Annotated in this window: 3 protein-coding genes; all 3 read right to left on the minus strand. The window is 72.8% G+C overall.

The features are described 5' to 3' along the window. Positions 1–232: 232 nt before the first annotated feature. Entirely contained in the window at positions 233–1,213 is a 981-nt protein-coding gene (gene meaB / locus AC2W7G_RS11770) for a methylmalonyl Co-A mutase-associated GTPase MeaB (protein ID WP_485868605.1), read from the minus strand. Positions 1,214–1,217: 4 nt separating this feature from the next. Next, positions 1,218–3,401, minus strand: coding sequence for a methylmalonyl-CoA mutase (gene scpA / locus AC2W7G_RS11775; RefSeq protein WP_485868606.1), 2,184 nt, complete (start codon positions 3,399–3,401; stop codon positions 1,218–1,220). Further along, positions 3,398–3,598, minus strand: a 201-nt coding sequence (locus AC2W7G_RS11780) for a hypothetical protein (protein WP_485868607.1), incomplete at its 5' end; no start/stop codon positions are given. The genes AC2W7G_RS11780 and scpA, both read right to left, overlap by 4 nt.

Here is a 3,598-nt window from a genome sequence, read left to right on the forward strand (position 1 = left end):
GACGGCCGTCAGCTGCTGCCCCAGCACCCGCAGCCGCACCGACAGCCAGGCGGCCAGCGCGAGCAGCGCGGCGGTCAGCAGGCCGACGGCCGGACGGTCCGCGGAGAGCAGCAGCGCGACGATCGCGGCGACGCCCAGGGCGAAGCAGGACAGGAGGAGAACACGGCTCAGGCGCACGGGCGAACGCTATCGCACCGGGCCCAATCCGCCCGTCGGATCTCAGGGCGGCCGCTCACGCGTCCCAGGCCTCCAGGATGCGGTCGGCGGCCGTCGCCGCGGGCATCCGCCCGGCCAGCACCTGCTCGCGCACCTCGTCGCGGACGCGGCGCACGTCGGGGTCGCTCGTGAGCCGCTGCTCGAGCTCGTCGCGCACCAGCGCCCAGGCGAAGTCGAGCTGCTGCTGGGCCCGCTTCTCGCGCAGCCCGGCCACCCCGAGGAACTCGCGGTGGCGCACCACGCGCTGCCAGACCGTGTCGATGTCCGTGCCCTCGACCGCCGAGCAGGTCAGCACCGGCGGGACCCAGCCCTGCCCGCCGGCGTGGACGAGCCGCAGCGCCCCGGCCAGCTCCTTGGCCGCCGCCCTCGCCTCGGTGACGCGCTCGCCGTCGGCCTTGTTCACGGCGATGACGTCGGCGATCTCCAGGATGCCCTTCTTGATGCCCTGGAGCTGGTCGCCGGTGCGGGCGATGGTGAGGAACAGGAAGCTGTCGACCATCCCCGCGACGGTGATCTCGGACTGGCCCACCCCGACCGTCTCCACGAGCACCGCGTCGTAGCCGGCGGCCTCGAGCACCGTGATGGCCTGGGCCGTGGCCCGGGCGACGCCGCCGAGCGTGCCGGCCGTCGGGGACGGGCGGATGTACGCCTGCGGGTGCGCCGAGAGCTGCGCCATGCGCGTCTTGTCACCCAGCACCGAGCCGCCGGTGCGGACGCTGGAGGGGTCCACGGCGAGCACGCCCACCTTCTGCCCACGACCGACCAGGTGCATGCCGAGCGCCTCGATGAACGTCGACTTGCCCACGCCGGGGACGCCGGAGATGCCCACGCGCACCGCTCCCCCGGCGTCCGGGGTCAGGGCGGCGAGCAGGTCGCGCGCCTGCGCACGGTGGTCGGCGCGACGGGACTCGACGAGCGTGATCGCCCGCGACACCGCCGCCCGCCGGCCGGCGCGGACGCCCTCGGCGAGCTCGGCGACGTCGATCGTCCGGGCCACGGGCTCAGTGCCCGAGCTGCGCGGAGAGCTTGTCGAGCAGGTCCAGCGCCGAGTCGGCGATGACCGAGCCGGGCGGGAAGACCGCCGCAGCCCCCATCTCGAGCAGCGTCGGGACGTCGTCGGGCGGGATGACGCCGCCGACGACGATCATGATCTCCGGGCGGCCGAGCTCGGCCAGCGCGTCCTTGAGCGCCGGGACGAGCGTGAGGTGTCCGGCGGCCAGCGACGAGACCCCCACGATGTCGACGTCGGCGTCCACGGCCTGCTGGGCGACCTCCTCGGGCGTGGAGAACAGCGGACCGACGTCGACGGTGAAGCCCATGTCGGCGAAGGCCGACACGATGACCTTCTGCCCGCGGTCGTGGCCGTCCTGGCCCATCTTGGCCACGAGGATGCGCGGCCGGCGGCCCTCGGCCTCCTCGAAGCGCTCGGTCTTCTCGATGACGGCCTCGACGTTGCCGGCGCCACCGGCCTCGGAGCGGTACACACCCGAGATCGTACGGATCACGGCCTGGTGGCGTCCGTACACCTTCTCCAGCGCGTCGGAGATCTCGCCGACCGTGGCCTTGGCCCGCGCCGCGTCCACGGCGAGCGCGAGCAGGTTGCCGTCGAGCGAGCCGTCCCGGGACGCGCCGCGCTCGGCGCTGTGGGTCAGCGCCTCGAGCGTGCGGCGCACCTCGTCGTCGTCGCGCTCGGCGCGCAGCCGCTCGAGCTTGGCCACCTGCGAGGCGTAGACCGCCTTGTTGTCGACCTTGAGCACCTCGAGCGGGTCCTCGTCGGCCAGCCGGTAGGTGTTGACGCCGATGACCGCCTGCTGCCCGGAGTCGATGCGGGCCTGCGTGCGGGCCGCGGCCTCCTCGATGCGCATCTTGGGGATGCCGGCCTCGATGGCCTTGGACATGCCGCCGGCCTTCTCGACCTCCAGGATGTGCGCCCAGGCCCGGTTGGCCAGGTCGTGGGTCAGCCGCTCGACGTAGTACGACCCGCCCCACGGGTCGATGACGTCCGTCGTGCCCGACTCCTGCTGCAGCACCAGCTGGGTGTTGCGCGCGATGCGGGCGCTGAAGTCGGTCGGCAGCGCGATCGCCTCGTCGAGCGCGTTCGTGTGCAGCGACTGGGTGTGGCCCTGCGTCGCGGCCATCGCCTCGATCGCGGTGCGGCCCACGTTGTTGAACACGTCCTGGGCGGTCAGCGACCAGCCGGACGTCTGGCTGTGGGTGCGCAGGCTCAGGCTCTTGGGGTTCTTCGGGTCGAAGTCGCGCACCAGGCGGGCCCACAGGGCGCGGGCCGCCCGCAGCTTGGCGACCTCCATGAAGAAGTTCATGCCGATGGCCCAGAAGAAGCTCAGCCGCGGCGCGAACGCGTCGATGTCCAGGCCCACGTCGAGGCCGGCGCGGATGTAGTCGACGCCGTCGGCCAGCGTGTAGGCCAGCTCCAGGTCGTTCGTCGCTCCGGCCTCCTGCATGTGGTAGCCGGAGATCGAGATCGAGTTGAACCGCGGCATCCGCTGGGCGGTGAAGGCGAAGATGTCGGAGATGATCCGCATCGACGGCGCCGGCGGGTAGATGTAGGTGTTGCGGACCATGAACTCCTTGAGGATGTCGTTCTGGATGGTCCCGGCCAGCTGCTCGGGCTTCACGCCCTGCTCCTCGGCGGCCACGATGTAGAGCGCCAGCACCGGCAGCACCGCGCCGTTCATCGTCATCGAGACGCTCATCTTGTCCAGCGGGATGCCGTCGAACAGGGTGCGCGTGTCGTAGATCGAGTCGATGGCGACGCCGGCCATGCCCACGTCGCCCACGACGCGCGGGTTGTCCGAGTCGTAGCCGCGGTGGGTCGCCAGGTCGAACGCGACCGACAGGCCCTTCTGCCCGGCGGCGAGGTTGCGCCGGTAGAACGCGTTGGACTCCTCGGCGGTGGAGAAGCCCGCGTACTGGCGGATCGTCCACGGCTGCGTCGTGTACATCGCCGGGTACGGGCCGCGCAGGAACGGCGTCAGGCCCGGGTAGGTGTCCAGCGCGTCCAGGCCCTCGACGTCCGCGGCCGTGTAGAGGCCCTTGACGTCGATGCCCTCGGGCGAGGACCACGCCTGGTGCCCCTGGGTCGCGGCCGCGAACGCGGCGGCGTCCGGACGCGCCGGCTGCTCGGGGTCGAGCGGGAGTCCGGCGAAGCTCTTCGGGATGCTCATGCGAGTGCCTCTCGGGTGCGGCGCAGGAAGGCCAGGGCGTCGAGCCCGGCCGCGGCGGAGTCGTCCAGCTCGGCGTCGACCGCCGCCGGCTTCCCGGCCAGGACGACGCGGGTCGCGCCGGCCTCGCGGAGCGCGGCGACGAGCTCGGCGCCCCCACTCCCCGTACGCGGCGTCGGTGCCGGCGAGCACGGCGACCG

It is taken from the genome of Aeromicrobium sp. PFPM2_SD2 (genome assembly GCF_057364525.1).

Excerpts from the sequence above, each read along its gene's own strand:
- scpA (WP_485868606.1), bottom strand. The coding sequence starts at position 3,401 with ATGAGCATCCCGAAGAGCTTCGCCGGACTCCCGCTCGACCCCGAGCAG.